The sequence below is a fragment of the Novosphingobium sp. P6W genome, from assembly GCF_000876675.2.
Classification (GTDB): Bacteria; Pseudomonadota; Alphaproteobacteria; order Sphingomonadales; family Sphingomonadaceae; genus Novosphingobium.
The window spans coordinates 2633399-2653040 of sequence record NZ_CP030352.1; the positions used below are offsets into that span (position 1 = coordinate 2633399).

At 66.7% G+C, this 19642-nt stretch carries 18 protein-coding genes; 1 reads left to right on the plus strand and 17 read right to left on the minus strand.

The window, feature by feature from the left end; translation table 11 throughout:
* The first annotated feature begins 120 nt into the window (after positions 1 to 120).
* A complete protein-coding gene (locus tag TQ38_RS12730) occupies positions 121 to 606 on the plus strand; it encodes a septal ring lytic transglycosylase RlpA family protein (protein WP_240197882.1) in 486 nt (161 codons plus the stop codon).
* Between the two features lie 203 nt (positions 607 to 809).
* Here TQ38_RS12730 and TQ38_RS12735 read toward each other — a convergent pair whose 3' ends face one another.
* The 17 genes from TQ38_RS12735 to TQ38_RS12815 all read right to left on the minus strand — a co-directional run bounded on the left by TQ38_RS12735 (position 810) and on the right by TQ38_RS12815 (position 19540).
* The gene (locus TQ38_RS12735) at positions 810 to 1823 is read right to left on the minus strand and encodes an adenosine deaminase (RefSeq protein ID WP_043970890.1); all 1014 of its coding nucleotides are present in this window, start codon (positions 1821 to 1823) and stop codon (positions 810 to 812) included.
* On the minus strand, positions 1820 to 3106 hold the full coding sequence (guaD, locus tag TQ38_RS12740) for a guanine deaminase (RefSeq protein ID WP_043970893.1): 1287 nt from the start codon (positions 3104 to 3106) through the stop codon (positions 1820 to 1822). Before guaD ends, TQ38_RS12735 begins: the two co-directional genes overlap by 4 nt.
* 40 nt (positions 3107 to 3146) lie before the next feature.
* Positions 3147 to 4067 (minus strand): xanthine dehydrogenase accessory protein XdhC, encoded by a 921-nt coding sequence (xdhC, locus tag TQ38_RS12745; RefSeq protein WP_043970895.1) that lies wholly within the window; start codon positions 4065 to 4067, stop codon positions 3147 to 3149.
* Positions 4064 to 6388, minus strand: a complete 2325-nt coding sequence (gene xdhB / locus TQ38_RS12750) for a xanthine dehydrogenase molybdopterin binding subunit (RefSeq protein ID WP_043970897.1) — start codon at positions 6386 to 6388, stop codon at positions 4064 to 4066. Before xdhB ends, xdhC begins: the two co-directional genes overlap by 4 nt.
* Positions 6381 to 7817, minus strand: coding sequence for a xanthine dehydrogenase small subunit (gene xdhA / locus TQ38_RS12755; RefSeq protein WP_043970899.1), 1437 nt, complete (start codon positions 7815 to 7817; stop codon positions 6381 to 6383). Before xdhA ends, xdhB begins: the two co-directional genes overlap by 8 nt.
* A complete protein-coding gene (gene uraH, locus TQ38_RS12760; RefSeq protein WP_043970901.1) occupies positions 7817 to 8149 on the minus strand; it encodes a hydroxyisourate hydrolase in 333 nt (110 codons plus the stop codon). The genes xdhA and uraH overlap by 1 nt, the downstream gene beginning before the upstream one ends.
* On the minus strand, positions 8146 to 9585 hold the full coding sequence (locus tag TQ38_RS12765) for an FAD-dependent oxidoreductase (RefSeq protein WP_043970903.1): 1440 nt from the start codon (positions 9583 to 9585) through the stop codon (positions 8146 to 8148). The genes uraH and TQ38_RS12765 overlap by 4 nt, the downstream gene beginning before the upstream one ends.
* Positions 9582 to 10022: a 2-oxo-4-hydroxy-4-carboxy-5-ureidoimidazoline decarboxylase gene (uraD, locus tag TQ38_RS12770; protein ID WP_043970905.1), complete on the minus strand. Its 441-nt coding sequence runs from the start codon at positions 10020 to 10022 to the stop codon at positions 9582 to 9584. Before uraD ends, TQ38_RS12765 begins: the two co-directional genes overlap by 4 nt.
* A complete protein-coding gene (hpxZ, locus tag TQ38_RS12775; protein ID WP_043970907.1) occupies positions 10019 to 10399 on the minus strand; it encodes an oxalurate catabolism protein HpxZ in 381 nt (126 codons plus the stop codon). The genes uraD and hpxZ overlap by 4 nt, the downstream gene beginning before the upstream one ends.
* Complete coding sequence (puuE, locus tag TQ38_RS12780; protein WP_113941922.1) at positions 10389 to 11297, minus strand: allantoinase PuuE; 909 nt, start codon at positions 11295 to 11297, stop codon at positions 10389 to 10391. The genes hpxZ and puuE overlap by 11 nt, the downstream gene beginning before the upstream one ends.
* Entirely contained in the window at positions 11294 to 12514 is a 1221-nt protein-coding gene (locus tag TQ38_RS12785) for an alanine--glyoxylate aminotransferase family protein (protein ID WP_043971697.1), read from the minus strand. Before TQ38_RS12785 ends, puuE begins: the two co-directional genes overlap by 4 nt.
* A 25-nt stretch (positions 12515 to 12539) precedes the next feature.
* Complete coding sequence (locus TQ38_RS12790) at positions 12540 to 13787, minus strand: allantoate amidohydrolase (RefSeq protein ID WP_043970908.1); 1248 nt, start codon at positions 13785 to 13787, stop codon at positions 12540 to 12542.
* 172 nt (positions 13788 to 13959) lie between these two features.
* Positions 13960 to 15537: a gamma-glutamyltransferase family protein gene (locus tag TQ38_RS12795; RefSeq protein ID WP_043971699.1), complete on the minus strand. Its 1578-nt coding sequence runs from the start codon at positions 15535 to 15537 to the stop codon at positions 13960 to 13962.
* A 10-nt stretch (positions 15538 to 15547) separates the two neighbouring features.
* Positions 15548 to 16483, minus strand: a complete 936-nt coding sequence (locus TQ38_RS12800) for a 5'-methylthioadenosine/S-adenosylhomocysteine nucleosidase (protein WP_043970909.1) — start codon at positions 16481 to 16483, stop codon at positions 15548 to 15550.
* Complete coding sequence (locus TQ38_RS12805) at positions 16483 to 17823, minus strand: NCS2 family permease (protein ID WP_205316114.1); 1341 nt, start codon at positions 17821 to 17823, stop codon at positions 16483 to 16485. The genes TQ38_RS12800 and TQ38_RS12805 overlap by 1 nt, the downstream gene beginning before the upstream one ends.
* A gap of 179 nt (positions 17824 to 18002) precedes the next feature.
* Complete coding sequence (locus TQ38_RS12810) at positions 18003 to 19367, minus strand: AtzE family amidohydrolase (protein WP_043970910.1); 1365 nt, start codon at positions 19365 to 19367, stop codon at positions 18003 to 18005.
* Complete coding sequence (locus tag TQ38_RS12815; protein WP_113941923.1) at positions 19364 to 19540, minus strand: AtzG-like protein; 177 nt, start codon at positions 19538 to 19540, stop codon at positions 19364 to 19366. The genes TQ38_RS12810 and TQ38_RS12815 overlap by 4 nt, the downstream gene beginning before the upstream one ends.
* Positions 19541 to 19642: the final 102 nt, after the last annotated feature.

Sequence of the window (19642 nt, forward strand, 5' to 3'; positions counted from 1 at the left end):
AGCTTAACCGCATCAGGCGGCCCGTTGCCAATGCGCGACGGGCCGCTTTTGCATGGGTGGTAAGCCGGGAACCCGGCAGGTAGGACTCCGCTCGTCGTCAACGACGTAGTGGGGTATTGCTTGAAAATCCGCCGAACCGGCCGACTGGCTGCTATTGCCGCAGTCATGACCCTGACCCTTGCAGGGCCTGTCCACGCCGATTCCCGGATGATTCCGGTCGCAGCAGAAGCCGCGATCAGCACCGCCTCCACCTCGCCTCTTGCCGATCCGGCAGTCGGCGCCGAGGCTCCCTCGCTCGAACTCGAATTTTCGCCTATCAAGGGCGGCATGGCCAGCTACTACGGCCGCCACCTTGCCGGCGCGCGTACCGCCAGCGGTGCACGCTTCGATCCCGACGCGCTGACCTGCGCGCATCGCACCCTGCCCTTCGGCACCCAGCTTCAGGTGACCAACCCGGCAAACGGCGAAACAGTCGTCGTCACCGTCAACGATCGCGGCCCGTTCCACGGCAACCGCGTCATCGACCTTTCCGACGCCGCAGCCGAGGAAATCGGCATATTGCGCAAGGGCAGCGGCGTGGTGCAGTTGGCAGTTCTGTCAAACTGAGCACTACGCTGACAAAGGCTTCGCACCCTTGTCCGAAACACTGAATTTCCGGGAAAGACAAGGCCGGCGCTACTCGCCGCGGGGGGAGGGAAGCGGTGCGCCGGCCTTCACCATCGATAACAGCGAAACCGTAGTTCGGTTCCCGGTATCGGCGGAATTTGCCGCTCTATCGAGCCGGCCCGCCAGCACCGCCACCTGCATCATCAGCCGTGCGCGGCAGCGTAGGCGTCCAGTTTGGCCAGGTTCGCCGCGATCGCCTCGGGCGGCAGGAACGAGCCCGTGAAGCTGTTGCGCGCCAGCGTGACGAGATCGCCGCGCGACAAACCACGCGCCTCTGCTACGGCTCGGTAGTTGTCCGCCACGTAGCCGCCGAAATAGGCAGGATCGTCGGAGTTCACCGTCGCCTTGAGGCCCAGCGCCAGCATCCGGTCCAGCGGATGGTCGGCGAGATCGTCAACCACGCACAGCTTGAGGTTCGACAGCGGGCAGACCGTCAGCGTCATTCCCTCGGCCGCCAAGCGTGCGACCAGTGCATCGTTCTCCAGAGCGCGGTTGCCGTGGTCGATGCGGTCGACGTGGAGCAGGTCGAGTGCCTCATGGACGTAGGAGGGCGGGCCTTCCTCGCCGGCGTGGGCGGTGATCTTCAGGCCTTTGGCGCGCGCAGCCGCGAAGACGCGGGCGAATTTCTCAGGCGGATGACCCACCTCGGAACTGTCGAGACCTACCGCCGTGACACGGTCCAGCCACGGCTCCGCCGCTTCCAGCGTCGCGAAGGCCGCTTCCTCGGACAAGTGCCGCAGGAACGAGAGGATGAGCTGCGAAGTCATGCCGAACTGCGCCCGCGCCTCGGCCATGGCCGACAGCAGGCCCTCGATCACCTCCTCGAAGGCGATGCCCCGGTCGGTGTGGGTCTGGGGGTCGAACATAAGTTCGGCGTGGAGCACGCCGTCCGCCGCCGCGCGGGTGAAATAGGCCATCGCAAGGTCGTGGAAGTCCTGCCGGACACGCAGCACGTCGGCGCCCGCATAGTAGATGTCGAGGAAGTCCTGCAGGTTGGAGAAGTCGTAGGCGGCGCGCACTTCCTCCACCGATGCATAGGGGATTGCCACTGCGTTGCGCTGGGCAAGCTGGAACATCAGTTCCGGCTCAAGGCTACCCTCGATGTGGAGGTGGAGTTCGGCCTTGGGCAGGCCGGCGATGAAATCTGTCTCGGTCATGGTGTCCTTTTCCACGCACATTCGCCCATGACATAGGTCCGGGCGATGGCGCGATCGTCGCCCAGTATCTGGAGCGCGAAGAGGCGTGTCGCAAGGTCTGCCTCGTAAGTGCGGCGGGCAAGGAGCGGCGTGGCGGCAGGGTCTAGCACGGCGAAATCGGCCTCCTGGCCCGGCTCCAGCGCGCCCACGCGGTCTTCGATGTGAAGCAGCGCGGCAGAGCCGGCAGTGGCGAGATAGAGGGCGCGGAAAGGGTCCAGCCGGTCCTCGCGGGCCAGTGCGGCCTGATAGGCGAGCCCCGATGTCCGCAGCATCGAGAACGAGGTGCCGGCACCGATATCGGTGCCCAGACCAAGGCGCAGGGCGTGGCGATCGGCCTGTCCGAAATCGAAATGGCCCGAGCCAAGGAACAGGTTCGACGACGGGCAGACTGCTATCCCTGCCCCGCTGCCGTGAAGACGCGAACAAGCGCGGTCCGACAAGTGGACGCCATGCGCGAAAACCGAACGCGGCGTGACGAGGCCAAAGCGGTCGTAAGCGTCGAGATAATCGGCGCTGTCGGGAAAACGCCCCGCCACGGCAGCGATTTCGTGCAGGTTTTCCGACAAGTGGGTGTGCATGAGCACGTCGGGATGCTCGGCCAGCAAGGCGCCTGCATCGGCAAGCTGCCCGTCGCTGGAGGCCAGGGCAAAACGCGGAGTCACGGCGTAGCCGAGGCGGCCCCTGCCCTTCCACCGGCGGATCAACGCTTCGGTTTCGGCGCGGCCGGTGGCGACGGTGTCGTTCAGCCCCTCGGGCCCGAGATTCATCAGCACTTTGCCTGAGACGATGCGCATCCGGCGGCTCAGCGCGGCCTCGAAAAGGGCGTCGACCGACTGTTCGTGGACGGTCGGAAAGACCAGCGCGCTGGTGGTGCCGTTACGCAGCAGTTCTTCCAAGAAGAAAGCCGCGACCGCGCCGGCGTGGGCCTTGTCGACGAAGGCTTTTTCGGCGGGGAAGATGTGCTTGTCCAGCCAGTCCAGCAGCTGTTCGCCGTGGGAGGCGATGCGGTCTGTCTGGGGGTAGTGAACGTGCGCGTCGATGAAGCCGGGGACTACCAGGCCAGACAGCGTTTCGACAGTGACGCCGGGATATCGCGGCGCGAGATCGGCGTAGGCGCCTCTGGCGATGACGACGCCGTCTTCGATGACCAGCAAGCCGTCGGGTTCGTGGCGCACGGCTTCGCGGCCGGCATCGCGCGGGTCATGGGCCACGGACAGGAGTTCGGCGCGGTAGGCGTGGATCATACCGTCCTGCCGGTGCCGGGGAGACCTTGTCTTTGAATACTCATTTCCCTCTCAATTGCAGAAGCTGCGCGCAGACGGAGATGGCGATGACGTCGGGCTCCTTGCCCATGACGCCCGGCACTCCGATCGGCGCGGTGAGGCGCTCCAGCGCCTCAGGTGAAATACCGTCCGCCGCGAGCCGCGAGCGGAAGCGGGCGATCTTGGTGGATGAACCGATCAGGCCCACGAAGGCCGCGCTCTCACGCCCCAGTGCGGCAAGCGTGAGATGATAGTCCAGGGGATGGTCGTGCGTGAGAATCAGGATCGCGGCGTCCGCCGGGGCTTCCTCCACGCACGTCGCGATCTCTTCCTCGGGCACCACGGTGACGCCGTCGATGCCGCCCTGCTCCGGCCGGGTATCGAACCAGGCGAGGTGGAGCGGCAGCCCCGTCATGTGCCGCGCAATGGCCTGCCCGACATGGCCGGCGCCGAACAGGTACACGGGGCGCGGACGCTCACCCACCGGCTCTACCATACGCGCGCCTGCCTCCGGCCTTGGACCGCGTGCGGACTGGCGAGTGGCGGTTTCGCGCTCGAAGATCGTGCGCAGCGGTCCGGTTTCCTCCAGAGTCGTCGCCAGCATCCGCCCCGGCTCGGCATCGTGCAGCCAGCCGAGCGCCGCAGGATCGAGGTGTTCCACCAGCAGGCGCACCCGCCCGCCGCAGCACTGTCCCAGCAGCGGCCCCAGCGGATAGTCCTGCACCCGCCACGTGCCCGGCGCATGGTCCAGCATCGCGCGCGCCTGATCTACCGCGCGGTATTCCAGCTGGCCGCCGCCGATGGTGCCTTCCTGGCCCTGCGCCGTCACCAGCATCCGCGTGCCCGCGCCGCGCGGGGCCGAACCCTCGCTGGCGAGAATGGAGACCATCGCTGTCGGCACATCCCTGTCCAGCCGCCGCAGCCAGCCGATCCACTGCGTCATGGTTCAGCCCTGTGCCCGGCCCTATGTCCGGCAATGGCCTTGAGGATGCGCTCCGGCGTTGCCGGGGCATCGAGCGGCGGGATCGCGCGACTGCCCTGCACGGTAGCCGCCACCGCGCGGTTCAGCGCACAGAACACCGAATTCGCCAGCATGAACGGAGGCTCGCCTACCGCCTTGGAACGGTTGATCGTCGGCTCCACGTTCTCGCCGTCCCACAAGGTTACGGTGAAGTGTTTCGGGCGGTCCGAGGCGGTCGGGATCTTGTAGGTTGCCGGGCTGTGGGTGAGCAGGCGCCCCTTGGCGTCGTAAACCAGTTCCTCGGTGGTCAGCCAGCCCTGCCCCTGGATGAAACCGCCCTCGATCTGGCCCACGTCGACCACCGGGTTCAGCGAGCGGCCGACATCGTGGAGGATGTCTACCGCCAGCACCTTATGCTCGCCGGTCAGAGTGTCGATCACCACTTCGCTGACGGAGGCGCCATAGGCGAAGTAGTAGAACGGGCGGCCCTTGAAGACCGAGCGGTCGTAGTCGATTCCTGGCGTGGCATAGTAGCCGGTCGACGACAGCGAGATGCGCCCGATATGCGCCTTGCGCGCGATTTGCCTGAAGGTCAGCGTCTCGGCCCCGACCAGCACGCCGCCGGGGGTGAAGTGCACGCCGTCCTCGCCGCAGCCGTAAGTGCGCGCGAGGAATTCGGTCAGCCGCTCACGGATCGCGGCGGCTGCGTTGTAAGCCGCCATGCCGTTGAGATCGGCGCCGGAACTGGCCGCCGTCGCCGAGGTGTTGGGCACCTTGTCGGTACGCGTGGCGGTAATGCGCACCGCGCTCAGCGGCACGGCAAAGACGTCCGCCACGATCTGCGCGACCTTCACGTAAAGGCCCTGCCCCATTTCGGTGCCGCCGTGGTTCACCTGGATCGAGCCGTCGGCATAGACATGCACCAGCGCGCCCGCCTGGTTGAGGTGGGTAGTGGTGAAACTGATCCCGAACTTCACCGGGGTGAGGGCAATGCCCTTCTTGAGAATCGGATTGGCGGCATTGAAGGCTTCGACGGCGCGGAGTCGCTCGTCGTAGCGGGAGGTTTCGCGAAGGCGCGCGATGATCTGCGGGGCGACATTGTCAGCCACCACCATCTCGTAAGGCGTGGTGTCGCGACCCGGTCCGTAGAGGTTGGCCACGCGCACTTCCAGCGGATCGACGCCCAGACGGGCCGCCACGTCTTCGATCACGCGCTCGATCGCCAGCATTCCCTGCGGTCCGCCAAAGCCCCGAAACGCGGTGGCCGAGACGGTGTTGGTCTTGAGCCTTTCGGACACGACCTCGACATGGGGCAGGAAGTAGCAATTGTCGGAATGGAACATCGCGCGGTCGTTGATCGCGGGCGACAGGTCCACCGTCGCGCCGCAGCGCGAGGCGAGATGCAGCGAAAGCGCCAGCAGGTGGCCGGCTTCGTCGAAGCCGACTTCGTAGGCGACCTCGAATTCATGACGCTTGCCGGTCATGACCATGTCGTCGTCGCGGTCGCAGCGGAACTTGGCGGGCCGGCCGGTACGGTGGGCGACCAGTGCGGCGGCACCTGCAAAAAGCGCGGCCTGCGTCTCCTTGCCGCCGAACGCGCCGCCCATGCGCCGCACCTCCACCGTCACGTCGGCAGAGGAAAGGTGCAGCATATGCGCGATCAGGTGCTGCACTTCGCTGGGGTGCTGGGTTGAGCTGAGGACATGGACCTGCCCGTCCTCGCCCGGGGTGGCGACGGCGACCTGCCCTTCGAGGTAGAAGTGATCCTGCCCGCCCATCTCGAAGCGTCCGGCAAGGCGGTGCGGCGCATCCTCCATCGCGGCGGCGGCATCGCCGCGCGCCATGCGCTGAGCCGGTTCGATCAGTGCCTGCGCGGCCTGCGCATCGGCGATGGTGATGGCGGCCGGCAGCACCTCGTATTCGATCCTGCCGAGGCGTGCCGCAACCCGCGCCGCGCGCTGGCTGGTGGCGGCGACGAGGAACACCGATTGACCGTGGCAGATCACCTCGCCGTCCGCGAGAAGGCGGTCATCACCGGCCACGGGGCTGACATCGTTGGCGCCGGGAATGTCGGCGGCGGTGAACACCGCGACCACGCCGGGGGCGGCGCGCACGGCATCGAGGTCCATTGAAAGGATGCGCGCGCGCGCCTCGCTCGACTGGCCGAAAGCGAGGTGGAGCATGTCCGCGGGCTCGCCCAGATCATCGGCATAGCGCGCCTCGCCGCTGACGTGCAGGCAGGCGCTGTCATGGGGCTGCGACGGCTTTTGCAGCACTTTCCACGCCGGATCGCGTTCAGCCATCGAGGGCCTCCACTTCGAGCACAGAAATCGCCATTCCCTGATGCCGCAGCCACAGGCGGCGCAGCAGATTCGCAGCGGTTTCCACACGGTAGGCCGATGAGCCGCGCACGTCGCTCAACGGTTCGAAGTCCGCCTTTAGTGCAGCAATAGCGACGGTGACGGTGGCATCATCGAAGGGTTTGCCGGTCAGCGCGGCTTCGCAGGCGGCCGCGCGCTTCGGCGTCGCCGCCATGCCGCCGAAGGCGACGCGCGCCGAGGTGATCGCGCCATCGGTCACGTTCAGCATGAAAGCGCCGCAAACCGCCGAAATATCGCTGTCGAAGCGGCGCGAGAGTTTGGCGATATGGATCACCGCATCGGCGCCGGGGCGCGGGATATGCACGGATTCCACGAACTCGCCGGCACGGCGGTCCTGCTTGCCGTAAGCAAGGAAGTAGTCCTCCAGCGGCATCGTTCGCCGACCGTCCACACTGCGCAGCGTCAGCAGTGCCCCCAGCGCGATCAGTGCAGGCGGTCCATCCCCGATCGGCGAGCCATTGGCGATGTTGCCGCCCACGGTGCCGGCATTGCGCACCTGAAGCCCGCCGATACGGCGCACCAGTTCGCCAAGGTCCGGGTGGAGGCGCGTCATGGCGGCGTGTGCATCGGCATAGCGCACGCCTGCGCCGAGGATCAGCGCATCGTTTGTTTCCTCGATCCGCGCAAGGTCGGCCACGTCGCCGAGGAAGATCACGGTGCCCAGTTCGCGCAGCCCCTTGGTCACCCACAGGCCGACATCGGTCGCGCCCGCGACCAGGCGGGCATCCGGATGCTCGGCCAGAAGCGCGGCAAGTTCATCGGATGAGCGCGGGGCGAACCAGCGGCGGCCCTGCCATTCACCTGAGGTTACCTCACCCGTTAGCGCCATGAGGCCCTCGGCCAGCCCGGCATCATTGCGATCCTGCGGCGGCGTGTTTTCGCCCGCTTCGAGGATCGGGCCGTAGCCGGTGCAGCGGCACAAGTTGCCCGCGATCACGTCTGCCACCGGCAGCTCGCATCCCTTCGCGCCGATGCTCCGTCCGTGGAGCGACATCACGAAACCCGGCGTGCAGAACCCGCATTGCGAGCTTCCGTTAGCCGCCATCGTCTTCTGCAACGGGCAGAGCGCGCCGTCTTCGGACTTGAGGCTTTCGACCGTCATCAGCGCCTTGCCGTTCACCATCGGCAGGAACTGGATGCACGAATTGACCGCGCGCCAGTCCACCGTATCTCCGGCCGGGCCAAGCGAGCCAACCAGCACGGTGCAGGCTCCGCAGTCGCCTTCCGCGCAGCCTTCCTTGGGCCCGGTGCGGCGCATCTTGTACCGCAAGTGGTCGAGCAGCGTCGCAGTGGGGTCAACTTCAGGCAGGTCCACCACTTCGCCGTCGAGAAGGAAACGCACTCCCCCCATCAGCTGCCCCGGTAGGTCGAGTAGCCGAAGGGGGAGACCAGCAGCGGTACGTGATAATGCCCGGCGGGATCGGCAATGCCAAAGTCGATCGCCACGCGGTCGAGGAACGGCGGCTCGGGCAGGTGCACGCCGCGGCCCCGGAAATAGGCGGCGACCGAGAAGGTCAGCCGATAGGTGCCGGTGGGAAGTTCCGGCACGCCGGGACAGCGGCCGTCGACATTGGTCGTGCCTTCGAACAGCACGGTGCCGCTTTCGGTTTCGAGGACCAGAGAGATGCCCGCCGCCGGACTGCCATGCGCGGTGTCGAGGACGTGGGTGGACAAGGTGCTCATACCGCTGTCTCCTTCGGCCATTGTTCCAGAAACTCATGCTCGTCGTAGTCGAGGAAATCGGCCACCAGTTCATCCCGGTCGTCGAGGAAAAGCTGGTCGGCCACTCCCTTGACGAGGCGCGGCAGCGCGTTGTGCAGGCCCGAAAGTGCCGAGGCTGACAGGCCGAGACTGACCAACGCGGAGTAGTTGAAGGCGAACAGCCCGTGCAGACCTGCGCCGTCGACGCCCTCCCGGGGGAGGAATTCGAAGGCCGCGCCGAGGTAGGGGTGCGCGTCGATGAGGGCGTTGCGCTTGCCTGCGGGCATCACCCGGTCACCCCAGCGGACGATGAGATCGGCCACGTCCGAAAGTTCGGGTCGAAGGCCGGGATCGCTCAGCAGGCCGGTGGAGACGACCACGAAGTCGTAATCATGGAAGCCGTGCGGGCTGGTGACGCGCACCCCGCCCTGATGCTCCGCAACGTCCAGCCACGGCGCGCCCAGGTGCAGCGCGAAGCCCGGCCATGCGGCGGCGCGGGCGAAGGTGTCGTTGGTGGGCGGCTGGTTGTGGCCCAGAAAGCAGTCCATCGCCGCATACTTGGTGGCATCATCGAGCGCGGGATAGCGAGCGGTGAAGCCCACCCGCTCCATGAAGCGGATCGGATTGATGCGCGGCAGTTCCTTGCGGCGCATGAACACCTCCGCCGCCGCGACGCCCTGAGTCAATGCATAGTTGGCGTTGTCGAACGCGGAGGCGCCGCCGCCAAGGATGCCGATGCGCTTGCCGTGCAGCCGCGCAAAGTCGATCGGTTCGCTGGTATGCGCCCACAGCGACTTGGGCAGGTTATCACGCACCATTGCCGGGGTGTGCCATTCGCCGCCGCCCTGAATGCCGGTGGCCAGCACCACCTTGCGGGCCAGCCGCCCCGCGCCGCCGGTAAAATGCAGGCGGTGCAGGCCTTTACCCGGCAGAGGTTCGATCCGGTCGAGCCTTGCGCCGTTCTCTATGGGTAGATCCAGCACGCGGCGATACCAGCGCAGGTATTCCATCCAGTCGCCGCGCGCGATCTTGTCGACCGCTTGCCAGCCATCAGCGCCGTGCTGCGCTTCCCACCAGGCCCGGTAAGTCAGCGAGGGTACACCGAAGTCGATCGGGTTCAGGTGCTTGGGCGTGCGCAGGGTGACCATCCGCGCGTAGGTTTCCCATGGCCCTTCGTAGCCTGGCTCGTTCTCGTCGAAGACCATGACGTTGGTCACGCCTTCGCGGCGCAGGCCCAGGGCGGCGGAAAGACCGCACTGCCCGCCGCCGATCACCGCGACATCGAGAACATCCTCGCCGGCCGACACGCGCGGGCGCACCCATTCGGGACGGTAGAAACCGATCAGGTCAAGGTCGCGCGCAAGCTGCGCCTCGAGGGCGGCCAAACCGCTGGAGGACTTTCCGATACCTTCGCTCATTTCAGGTCTTCCAGACGCAGGCGCACGATCTCGCCGATCTGCTCCAGCGCCGTCTCGATTTCCGCGTCGCGCTCGTTTGCGAGGCGGCGTTCCATGGCGGCCAGGATACCAGCCTTGTCGGTCAGGCGCACACAGATGATGAAAGGAAAGCCGAACTTGTCCCGGTAAGCCCCGTTCAGGACGTGGAACTGGTCGAATTCCTGCGGCGTCAGACGGTCCAGCCCGGCGCTGGCCTGTTCGGCGCTGCTGGCATCGGTCAGCGTCCTGTCGATCGCCGCCTTTCCGGCGAGTTCGGGGTGGGCGCGGATCAGCGCGAGCTGTTCATCGGGGCTGGCCGCGTACATCACCGCCATCAGGTCTACATGACGGTCACCGCTGGAGGGACGCGCATCGGCGCGTTCCTCTACCCAGAGGCTGTGTTCGAACAGAGCGGTCACGAGGTGGTCCCCTCAAGGCTGACATGGGCGGAGACGACTTTCCAGCCGCCTGCGAACTTCACCCAGGATTGCGTCTGGCGGCCGCGCCGGTCCGAACCTTCGCGGAAGAATTCGGCATCGGCGGTGGCGAAACTGTCGCCATAAACGGTGATCGCCACGCGCCCGAGCCTGCGCTGGGGAGAGCCGCCGCGCCCTTTGCGAAATTCGCGGATTTCCTCGATGCCGTAAAGCACTTCACCGACGCCGTAGCGGTTGGTGGTGGGTGCATCGTGGAACAACGCGTCCATTGCGGGCACGTCGTCCGCCATCAGCGCCAGTTCGTAGGAATGAAACGCGTGCGTCACTTCGGCGAGCAGGACCGGGTCGTTAATCCGCATAAGCCCCTCTTTGGTTAGGATGCACTTCCTGCCAGTGACGGGCGATGTCGATGCGGCGCGCCGTCCAGGCATCGCCGCTGGCGATCACATGGTCGAAGAAGCGTGCCAGCCAGCGGGCGCGTCCGGGCTTTCCGGCGATACGGGCATGGAGGCCGATGGACATCATACGCCCGCCTTCCTCGCGCAATTGGTCGAACGTATCGCGCATGTGACGGAAGAACTGCTCGCCCTCGGTGAAGCCGTTGAGCGCGACCATCTTCATGTCGTTCACGTCGAGCGTGTAGGGCACGACGAGCTGCGGCTTGCCATGACGGGTGTCCCAGTAAGGGAGGTCGTCGGCATAGCTGTCGGCGTCATAGGCAAAGCCGCCCTCCTCGGCCACCAGCCGCGCGGTGTTGGGGGAGGTGCGGCCCTGATACCAACCGAGCGGACGCTGGCCGGTGAGCTTTTCGTGGAGCGCGATGGCCTCGGCGATATGAGCGCGTTCCACGTCCTCGGCCACGTACTGATAGTCGATCCAGCGCAGGCCGTGGCTGGCGATTTCCCAGTCGGCCGCCAGCATCGCGGCGACAGCTTCGGGGTTCATCTCCATGGCTTTTGCCACGCCGAAGACGGTGACTGGCAGATTGCGCTCGGTGAACAGGCGGTGGAGGCGCCAGAAGCCGGCGCGGCTGCCGTATTCGTAGAGGCTTTCCATCGCCATCGCCCGGTCCGGGTGACTGCCCGCGCCGACCATCTCGGACAGGAATGCCTCCGAACCCTTGTCGCCGTTGAGAACGGAGTTTTCCGCGCCTTCCTCATAATTGATGACGAACTGCACCGCCACGCGCGCGCCGCCGGGCCACTGCGCATCAGGCGGGTTCTGGCCGTAGCCGATAAGGTCGCGGGGCACGCTCATGCGTCCCAGGCCTGCATCGCCGCCGGAACCGCCTCGCCCAGGGGAAGCGCGAAGCCTTCCATGCGCAGGCACGATTCCAGCGCCGCCAGCGTCAGCAGCACTTTGTGCTTCATCGCATTGTAACCCATCGCGCCCAGCCGCCAGACCTTGCCCTGGAGCGGCCCGAAAGCGGTGCCGATCTCGATCTCGAACAGCTCGCGCATGGCCATGCGCACCGCCTCGCCATCGACGCCATCGGGGATGTAGACGCCGGTTACATTGGTCATGCGGTAACGGTCGTCGCCGAACACGGTAAGGCCCATCGCCCGCAGACCCGCCGTCATCGCGCGGCCTGCCGCAGCATGGCGGGCATAGCGGGCCTCAAGCCCCTCGCCCAGCACGATGCGGGCACATTCGCGCGCGGCATAGAGCATCGAGGTCGCCTCTGTGTGGTGGTTAAGGCGCTTGTCCGACCAGTAATCCATGATCATGGCGAGGTCGAAGTAGTTGGAGCGGATGCGCGGCCCCTGCCCGTCGACGGTATCGGCGCCCCGGATGCCCTGCTCGACGTGACGGCGTTTGCCGATATGGTCAGCCGCCCTGTCCGAGATGGTGATCGGCGCCGAACCCGAAGGCCCGCCGAGGCACTTCTGGAGGCCGCCCGTCACCACGTCCACGTCCCAGCGGTCTGCGGCCAGTTCCATGCCGCCGATGGTCGCGGTCGCATCGACGTAGGACAATGCCCCCGCCGCCCGGCACAAAGCGCCAAAGCCTTCCAGCGGCTGGGCCATGGTGGTCGAGGTGTCGCCGTGGATGGTGGCGACGATCTTGGGGTGGGCGCGGGCGATGGCTGCCTCGATCCGTTCCAGCGGGACGACCTCGCCCCACGGCGCTTCAACCGTCTCGATCACCGCACCGATGCGCTGGAGGATCTCGGTCAGAAGCAGGCCGAAACGGCCGAAGTTCACCACCAGCACCACGTCTCCGGGCGAAACGAGGCTGACCAGCGCTGCCTCGATCCCGGCGCGGGCGGTGCCGTCGACCAGCATGGTCCACTTGTTCTGCGTGCCGAAGATCGGACGGTAAAGCGCCATGACCTGGTTCATGAACCCGGTCATTTCAGGATCGAACTGGCCGAGCAGGTCCGCGCTCATCGCGCGCAATACGCGCGGATGGGCGTTGATCGGGCCGGGGCCCATCAGCAGCCGCTGGGGCGGGTCGATCTCGCCAAACAGCATCTGGCCGAGAGCGAGGGGGTCCAGTTCAGGCGGCAAAGTTCTCTCCAAGGCGATCTATGAAGCCAAGCATGACCTGAAGCGCGATTTCGACATCGGCAGGTTCGACATGTTCGGCGGGGTTATGGCTTACGCCGCCGGTGCAGCGGATGAACAGCATGGCGGTGGGGCACAGCGACGCCATGACCATGGCATCGTGCCCGGCGCCCGAGACAAGCCGGCGCACTGGCTGCCCGGCAGCGACAAGCGCCTCGTCCATCAAATCCATCAGCGCGGGCGCACAGGGGCTGGCGGCAAGATCGTGGATGAGCGCGGTGGCGAAATCGAGGTCACGCGCGTCGGCGATTTCAGCAATACGATCAAGGATCGCTTCTGCCACGCCGTTGCGCCGGGTTTCCAAGCCTGAGCGCACGTCGATGGTAAAGCGGACTTCGCCCGGGATGACATTGGCGGCGCCGGGCAGCGCCTCGATCGTGCCGACCGTGGCGACCACGTCCGAATTGTCCCCGCACGCAAGCTGCTCGACGGCGAGGATCATGGCCGCTGCCCCGGCGAGCGGGTCGCGGCGCAGGCGCATCGTGGTAGTGCCGGCGTGTCCTGCCATGCCCTTGACGGTGACGGCGTACCGAAGCTGCGCGGCGATCCCGGTGACGGTGCCGACTGCGAGGCCGTCCGCCTCCAGCACCGGGCCCTGCTCGATATGCGCTTCGAGGTAGGCCAGCGTAGCGGCGGGATCGCGGCGGGCGTCGAGATAGTCAGCCACGCAAGGCAGCGCCTGCGCAAGAGTGATGCCCTCGGCGTCCGCTACATCCAGCGCGGCGGCGTCCAGCGTTCCGGCAACCGCGCGCGAGGTCAGCATCGCTGCGGGAAAACGCGAGCCTTCCTCGTCGCCGAACGCATAGACCTCGATCGGGAACGGCATTCTTCGTCCCTGCTCGTGGAGCACGGCGACCGCTTCGATACCCAGCATCACGCCAAGCGGCCCATCGTAGAAGCCCGCATCGCGGACCGAATCGAGATGGCTACCGATCACCAGCGCCGGTGCCTTGGCGAGGCTGCCTTCATAACGGCCGATTAGGTTGGCGGCGGCATCCCGGCGTACGGTCATGCCGGCAGATTCCATCCAGCCGGCCAGCGCCTCCTGAGAGGCTGCGTAGGCAGGCGTCAGATAGCCGCGAAACAGCCCGCCTTCCATGTCGGAATAAGGCGCGGTGCCCAGTGCATCGCAGCAGGCAACGGCACGGGCGCCGCCGGGTGGGAGGTCTGCGGCGATCATGGCCTTGCGCCTGTGCGCGGGGGCTTCGACAAGCTCAGCCTGAGCGGGTTTTGTAGGGCATCTTTCTCGACGTTACTCGAGCTGAACGGGAATGGGGAAACTGTCCTACCAACCCCGCTCAGGCTGAGCTTGTCGAAGCCCTCGGCCCACAGCACCGCCCTTGGCCGAACTGTCACCATCCCAGCACGCCCCCGTCGCTGCGCGGATCGGTAGCCCCTTCAAAACCGCCGCCCGCGAGGCGCACTAGTGCCCCGGCGTGGCCCATCGTCGCCGTCAGCGGGCCGACGCGCTCGACGTCGTGGCCAGCCTCGGCAAGGGCTGCATAAAGCGCATCGTCGAAGCCGTCCTCCAGCTTCAGCGTGGTCGATTGCTCTCCCCAGGTCCGGCCGAGCAGCCAGCGCGGGGTGCTGATCGCCTCCTGCAGGTCCACGCCAAAGCGGGCGTAGCGGCTGAACAGGGCGGCCTGCGTCTGTGGCTGCCCCTCTCCGCCCATTGTGCCATAGGCCATGATGCGGCCATCGTCGAACACGGCGAGCGCCGGATTGAGCGTATGGAAAGGCTTGCGGCCGGGCTTCAGTGCATTCCAGCCGCCTTCCGAAAGGCGGAACGAACTGCCCCGGTTCTGCCAGGTGATACCGGTCTGCGGCAGGACTAGCCCGGAGCCGAACTCGAAGTAGGTGGACTGGATGCAGGACACCACCCTGCCCTCGCTGTCCGCCGCGCCGAACCAGCAGGTATCGCCCCACTGCGGCGGCTGCGGCCAGGGAAGCGCTTTCGCAAGATCGATGCGGGAAGCCAGTTCGTCCAGCGCAGCCGGATCGGAAAGCAAGGCCTGAAAATCGAAGTCGGTATAGGCCGGATCGCCTACATGGACGTCGCGCAGCAGGAACGCCTGCTTTGTCGCCTCGATCAGGCCGTGGACGTGATCGAAACTGTCGGGCGCATCGGCCGTGAGACGGTCGAACAGCGCCAGGATCATCAGCGCGGCAAAGCCCTGCGTAGGCGGAGTTGCATTGTAGAGCGCCGCGCCGGAGATAGCGGTGTGCAGCGGATCGGGCCGGCTGGCGGCATGGGCATTCAGGTCGGCCAGCGACACCGGACTGCCCAGCGCCGCAAGGTCCTGCGCGATCAGCTGTGCAAGTTCGCCCCGGTAATAATCGTCGAGGCCGTTCGCCGCCAGCTTGCGAAACGTCTGCGCCAGCAGCGGCTGGAGCAGCACGTCGCCTTCGGTGAGCGGCTTGCCCTCAGGCTCGAACACCTGCGCATAGGCGCCGGGCTGGCCGCGCAGTTCGCCGCCTTTGGCCGCTGCTATGCCCGCGCCGCCCGCCGTTACCGACACGCCCCGTTCCGCATGCTGGATCGCGTCGCGCAGCAGGCGGTCCAGCGGCAACGTGCAGCCGTCCCCTGCCAGCGCCGCCGCCCAGCCCGAGATCGTGCCCGCCACCGTATTCGCCGCCAAGGGCCCGCGCGTCGGCACTGCGTCAAGGCCGGCGTAGAGCGAAAGCTCCGCCTTTGCCGCTGCGCCGCCGCAGCCGTGGATCGAATGCACCCGGCCATCCGGCTCGCGGATCAGCCAGAAGCCGTCGCCGCCGATCCCGGTCATATGCGGATAGACCACGGCCAACGTCGCCGCGACCGCAACGCAGGCTTCGACGGCATTGCCGCCATCGGCCAGCACATCGCGCCCGGCCTGCGCCGCAAGGTAGTGCGGCGCGGTGACGATGCCGTTTTGCGCGGTGACTGTTTTCATTCCGGCGGCCTCAATCGGGAAGCGCGGCAACGAATGCGCGCACCACATGGGCGGAATTCACGGCGGCGAGATGCTCATACGTGTCTTCCATGTTCTTGTGTTTGTCGCCGCCGGCAAGGTCGGAAAGCGAGCGGAACACGATCGTCGGCACCTGGTTCGCATAGGCGACCTGCGCGACCGCGCCGCTCTCCATGTCGAGGACGCGGGCGTTCCAGGCCTTGAACAGATACTCACGGAACTCGGCGTTGTCGGCATAGACGCCCGCGCTGACGCCGGTGCCGCCTACGACGACCTTGGGCGCCTTCTTCAGGCACAGTTCGGTATCGGGCAGCTGCGTGGGCGATGGCGGCACGCAGGCTTCCATGTCCACCGTGGGCGCGACCTTGCGGGCAAGGTCCAGCAGGCCTGCGTCCATCGGGAACTTGAAGATGCGCTGCGGCGGCGTGGCGGCATTGGCCACGGTCACCCCGCGCGGGAAGATGAAGTTCCAGTTGCCCGGCGCCTCGGGAGCAACCGCCTCGGGTGACTTCCAGGCTTTCTTGCCCGCCTTTCGCGCAAAGTTTACTTCCAGGTACTGGCCCCAGTCCTCCAGCACGATCACGTCGCCGATCGAAAGGCCGGGGTCGACGCCGCCGGCGATGCCGGAAAAGACGATGCGCTTTACAGTGAACCTGTCGATCACAAGCTGCGTGTTCATCGCCGCGTTCACCATCGACACGCCGCTCTGCATCAGCAGGATGGGCTTACCTTCCAGCGTGCCGGTCAGGTAGGTCATGCCGTTGATCCGGTATTCCTTGGGCGCCGTTACGGCATGGACCAGCGCGTTCCATTCGGGCTGATAAGCGGTCATCACCAAGGTGCGCGGCGTGATGTCCAACCTTTCGTCGGCCAGCGCCGGAGCGGCAGCCAGCGTGCAGGCGGCGGCGATCAAGGCGTATTTCAGCATCAGGCGGCTCCCATCCAGACGAAGCGGGCGACGAACAACAGGGCCAGAACCAGCAGGAAAGCGTCGCTCTTGCGGATCGTGCCGCGCACGATCTTGAGGATGGCATGGGCGGTGATGCCAAAGGCCAGGCCATTGGCGATCGAGAACGTCAGCGGGATCATCGCCACGGTCAGGAACGCCGGGATCGCCGAAAGCGGGTCTTCCCACTCCACCTCGGTCAGCGGCAGCAGCATCAGTCCGCCGACGATGATGAGCGCGGGCGCGGTCGCCGCCAGCGGGATCACCTGCGCATAAGGTGCAACGAACATCGTCGCCAGAAACAGCAAGCCGGTGACGATAGCGGTAAGGCCGGTGCGCCCGCCCGCCTGCACGCCCGCCGCACTTTCCACATAGGAGGTCACGGTGCTGGTGCCCGCCATCGAACCGACGATGGTGGCGGCGGCATCGGTGATGAGGATGCGGTTGAGGCGCGGGATACGGCCGGCTGCGTCCATCAGCCCGGCCCGCTTGGTGACGGCGACCAGCGTTCCGATATTGTCGAACAGGTCGACGAAAAGGAACACGAAGAGGATTTCGAGAAGCCCCAGCCCCTGCTTGCCGGACAGGCCGAAAACGCCGCCCAGGTCGAGCTGGAAGGCCGTGCCCGTCAGCGCGGCGAGCGAGTAAGGCTCAGGGCTGACCGTGACCATGCCCGCCAGCCAGCCGACCAGCGTGGTGGCGACGATGCCGACCAGCATTGCCCCGCGCACGTTCCACACGCTCAGCGCGCCGATCACGACAAGGCCGAACAGCGCCAGAGCCGCGCCGGGGCTTTTAAGGTCGCCCAGCGCCACGAACGTCGCCGGATTGGCCACCACGATGCCGGCGCCCTTGAGGCCTATGAAGCCGATGAACAGGCCGATGCCGCCTGCAACCGCCGCGAAAAGGTACTGCGGAATGGCCGAGACGATCAGCTGGCGCACGCCGGTCAGGGTCAGTACCAAAAAGGCGATGCCGGAAAGGAACACGCAGCCCAGCGCCACTGGCCAGGGTACGCCCATCTGCTGGACGACGGTGAAGCTGAAGTAGGCGTTCAGGCCCATGCCCGGCGCCAGCGCCAGCGGCACATTGGCGACGAAGCCCATCAGGATCGAGGCGAAGGCCGCCGCGAAACAGGTCGCCGCCGCTACCGAGGCGACCGGCATCCCGGCGCTGCCCAGGATCGCCGGGTTGACCAGTACGATGTAGGCCATAGTCAGGAAGGTGGTCATCCCTGCCAGCACCTCGGTACGCGCGTTGGTGCCGCGCGCGGTGAGCGAGAAATAGCGGTCCAGCCTGCCCGAAGGTGCGGCCTCGGGGATGTCGGACCCACTCGGCCCGCCGTGAATAGTCTGTGTCTGCGTCACGCTATGCCCCCAACACCGCGCCGAGCGGTGAAAATGCCTGAAACCTGCCGCCCCCGCAGCTTCGATGCTTGTTCACGTTCACCCCGACCGTATCAGGTCGGGATGCAATTCCTGTCTCGCGTCCTATCCCCCTCTCAGGGGATCGGCTCCCCCTGCACGGGAGGGACGCCGGGCGCCGTTTCATTCGCTGGCGCCGAAAACCCGGTCACACCCTGCTGCTCCAGCGCGGCGGCAAAGGCGAAGAGGTCCGCCTCGCGCCCCGGTCCGCCGATCAACTGGAGGCCGATAGGCAACTTGCCCGGACGGTAGAGCGGAACCGCCAGCGACGGCAATCCGGTGAAGCTGATCGGCTGGGTATGAATGCCAAGATCCGCCCGCGCCGGGCTTAGCGCTCCGTCGATCAGGATGCGCGGGTCCGCCACCAGCGGCGCGGTGGTGGGCGTTGCAGGCGCCAGCAGCACGTCATAGTCCGCAACCAGCGCCTCGATCCGGGCGCGGTAAGCGGTGCGGAACGCCTGCGCCTCTGCGTAAAGAGCATCGGGCAGCAGCGCGCCCGCAAGGAGCCGGTCGCGCACCTGCGGGTCGAAGGCCATGGCGTTTTCAGCCAGCGCATCACGGTGAAGGGCGCCGCCCTCGTAAGCGGTGATGAGGAACGCGGCGGAGCGGGCGCGGGCGATCTCGGGCAGTTCGACCAGCGGAGCATCGGGCGCGATGGCATCGATGGCGGCAAGCTGGTAGGGGTCCGCGTTTTCGCGGAAACGGCCGCCAAGGCGGGCGACCCGCATCGCGCGGCCCGACGCTTCGGCGCTGCGGCCGGTCAGCACTTCCCAGACCAACGCCATGTCCTCCACCGAACGGGCGAAGGGGCCGACATCGTCAAAGCTCTTGGCAAACGGGAACACACCGCCCAGCGGCAGATCGCCGTTGCTGGGCTTGAGGCCGTAGATGCCGGTCAGGCTGGCGGGCACGCGCACCGACCCGTTGGTGTCCGAGCCGAGCGAGAAAGGCAGCAGCCCGGCCGCAACCACCGCCGCCGATCCGCCCGAGGACCCACCGGCAAGGCGGGCGGGATCGTGGGGATTGCGGGTGGTGCCAAAAGCCGCATTGATGGTCGCGAAGCCGTAGGCGAATTCGTCCATGTTGAGCGTGGCCACCACGACCGCGCCGGCAGCCTTGAGGCGCGCCACGGCCTCGGCATCGGTGGCGGCCGGCGCAGCGTCTGCGTAGAGTGTGGAGCCGGCCGTGGTGGGCAGCCCGGCCAGGTCGAACAGATCCTTCACACCGTAGGGCACGCCCGCGAGTGGTCCGGGATCGCGCCCTGCTGCGACCATGGCGTCAATGGCATCCGCCTCGGCGCGGGCGCGGTCGTGGAGAATGCGGGTTACCGCGATCAGCGTGCGGTCCGCCTCGACCAGCGCGGCAAGGGCTTCCTCAACGATAACGCGGGCGCTTAAGCGCCCTTCGCGCACGGCGGCGGCGATTTCGCGGATGGGCATCATGCCGCCTCGCCCCGCATCGTGCGGGCATGGCGCGCCAGCAAGGCAAGATTTGCAGCTACGCCTGCCTCGCACTCAGGCAGGATCGGCAGGCCGCGCGCGGCGGCGGCAGCGGCAATATCCGCAGCGCTCAGGGGAACTGCGGCACGGAGGGGCGCAGCGGGGGTTTCGGCCATGGTCTCACGATCGGTAGGCGCGGCAGGAAAAAGCGGTGTAACGCTTCTTTCCTGCCTGCTCACCCCCTATCGATCAAACGCAATGATCGGAACGGATCGTTG

What these genes read in the sequence shown, in the direction of transcription:
- TQ38_RS12735 (WP_043970890.1), bottom strand. Translation starts at nt 1,823, where the DNA reads ATGACCGAGACAGATTTCATCGCCGGCCTGCCCAAGGCCGAACTCCAC.
- guaD (WP_043970893.1), bottom strand. Translation starts at nt 3,106, where the DNA reads ATGATCCACGCCTACCGCGCCGAACTCCTGTCCGTGGCCCATGACCCG.
- xdhC (WP_043970895.1), bottom strand. Translation starts at nt 4,067, where the DNA reads ATGACGCAGTGGATCGGCTGGCTGCGGCGGCTGGACAGGGATGTGCCG.
- xdhB (WP_043970897.1), bottom strand. Translation starts at nt 6,388, where the DNA reads ATGGCTGAACGCGATCCGGCGTGGAAAGTGCTGCAAAAGCCGTCGCAG.
- xdhA (WP_043970899.1), bottom strand. Translation starts at nt 7,817, where the DNA reads ATGGGGGGAGTGCGTTTCCTTCTCGACGGCGAAGTGGTGGACCTGCCT.
- uraH (WP_043970901.1), bottom strand. Translation starts at nt 8,149, where the DNA reads ATGAGCACCTTGTCCACCCACGTCCTCGACACCGCGCATGGCAGTCCG.
- TQ38_RS12765 (WP_043970903.1), bottom strand. Translation starts at nt 9,585, where the DNA reads ATGAGCGAAGGTATCGGAAAGTCCTCCAGCGGTTTGGCCGCCCTCGAG.
- hpxZ (WP_043970907.1), bottom strand. Translation starts at nt 10,399, where the DNA reads ATGCGGATTAACGACCCGGTCCTGCTCGCCGAAGTGACGCACGCGTTT.
- puuE (WP_113941922.1), bottom strand. Translation starts at nt 11,297, where the DNA reads ATGAGCGTGCCCCGCGACCTTATCGGCTACGGCCAGAACCCGCCTGAT.
- TQ38_RS12785 (WP_043971697.1), bottom strand. Translation starts at nt 12,514, where the DNA reads ATGCTGTTTGGCGAGATCGACCCGCCCCAGCGGCTGCTGATGGGCCCC.
- TQ38_RS12790 (WP_043970908.1), bottom strand. Translation starts at nt 13,787, where the DNA reads ATGATCGCCGCAGACCTCCCACCCGGCGGCGCCCGTGCCGTTGCCTGC.
- TQ38_RS12795 (WP_043971699.1), bottom strand. Translation starts at nt 15,537, where the DNA reads ATGAAAACAGTCACCGCGCAAAACGGCATCGTCACCGCGCCGCACTAC.
- TQ38_RS12800 (WP_043970909.1), bottom strand. Translation starts at nt 16,483, where the DNA reads ATGCTGAAATACGCCTTGATCGCCGCCGCCTGCACGCTGGCTGCCGCT.
- TQ38_RS12810 (WP_043970910.1), bottom strand. Translation starts at nt 19,367, where the DNA reads ATGATGCCCATCCGCGAAATCGCCGCCGCCGTGCGCGAAGGGCGCTTA.
- TQ38_RS12815 (WP_113941923.1), bottom strand. Translation starts at nt 19,540, where the DNA reads ATGGCCGAAACCCCCGCTGCGCCCCTCCGTGCCGCAGTTCCCCTGAGC.